The following is a 1,250-nucleotide window of genomic DNA, read 5'->3' on the forward strand; positions in this document are numbered from 1 at the left end:
GTCGACGATCAGGTTGCTGATGGTGCGCGGTTGCGAGTCGGTAACCGTGCCGGTGCCGGCATAGTCGCCGCTGAAGGATGGGCTGAGCAGGCGCAGGAACGAATTGTCGGCGGCGCCGAACTCGCTCTGCCCGGTCACCAGGTTGTTGTAGCTGCCGTCCACGGTACGCAGGCCGAACGGTACCTGGCTGTTGGGCAGCAGGTCGATCAGGCTCGCGCCATCGGCGTGGGCTTCGGCGATGAAAATCTGCTGAAGGATGAACTCCAGGTCCGACTTGCTGAAATCTGCCATTTCAATTGCCCTCGATCTTTCCGGAGATGACACAGGGCAACAGGGTCCTTCCCGCGCCCAGTCAGTGTTGACGTGCGCAGATACTGGTTCGGTGCTCCAGGTTCAGTGGGCACAACACTCTTGTGCTGGCCCCCACTGGCCTCATCATTCGCAAGCCGGCACCCATCGTCCGGGGGCCTTGTTAAGCATGCGATACAGCTGTAACGCACATGCATCGACCCCAGCTCGCACAGGGCCCGAATACATCAGACTAAAGTCGCAGGCGAAAAGGTTGTCAATATCCCGTCAAAAAAATCGTCGGCCGATGATAATGCGATGCAAATAACTGTTTTATTGGCACTTATAAAAAGTTCAAAGACTTCATAGAGCGAAACGATATTACCGTGTGTGTCGCTGCAACCTACGCTCCAGCATGTGGGAGCAGCGCAGCGTTTTGGAGCATCCGCCATAAGAGCGATCCGCCTGCGAGCCAACCAGAAGCCACGATTACCGCTGCACGGGGCGCCGCAAGGGCTTCCCGATTTGCGATAAAGGGAGGCCCCGATGCACAAGCCACCACGCACTCGTACCGAGCTGGCCGACGTGCTGTTCCGCCTGCGCCGCAGTTTTTTTGCCCTGGCCGCCTTCAGCGGCGTGATAAACGTCATGATGTTGACGCCAGCAATTTATATGTTGCAGGTGTATGACCGCGCCCTGGTCAGCCGCAACGTCACCACCCTGACCATGCTTACCCTGCTGGTGATCGGCTTGTTCATGCTGATGTCTGCTCTGGAGATGGTCCGCACCCGCGTACTGATCCGGGTCGGCAACTTCCTCGACATGGACCTCAACCGGCGCATCTTCAGCGCAGCCTTCGAACGCAACCTGAGCCGCGCCGGCGGCAACCCGGCCCAGGCCCTGCAGGACCTTGCGCAGGTACGTCAGTTTCTGACCGGCAACGGCCTGTTCGCCTTCTTCGA

Annotated in this window: 1 protein-coding gene and 1 pseudogene; one reads left to right on the forward strand and one right to left on the reverse strand. The window is 58.9% G+C overall.

The genetic code is table 11. From position 1 onward, the window contains the following. Positions 1-291 (reverse strand): hypothetical protein (locus JV551A3_RS18415; protein WP_133979029.1); only part of this gene is annotated, 291 nt, incomplete at its 3' end. Positions 292-834: 543 nt separating this feature from the next. On the opposite strand from JV551A3_RS18415, the pseudogene JV551A3_RS18420 reads away from it, so the two are divergent. Next, positions 835-1,250, forward strand: a pseudogene (locus tag JV551A3_RS18420) (type I secretion system permease/ATPase); the annotation flags it as partial.

Source organism: Pseudomonas inefficax, from assembly GCF_900277125.1.
In the GTDB taxonomy this organism is placed as follows: domain Bacteria; phylum Pseudomonadota; class Gammaproteobacteria; order Pseudomonadales; family Pseudomonadaceae; genus Aquipseudomonas; species Aquipseudomonas inefficax.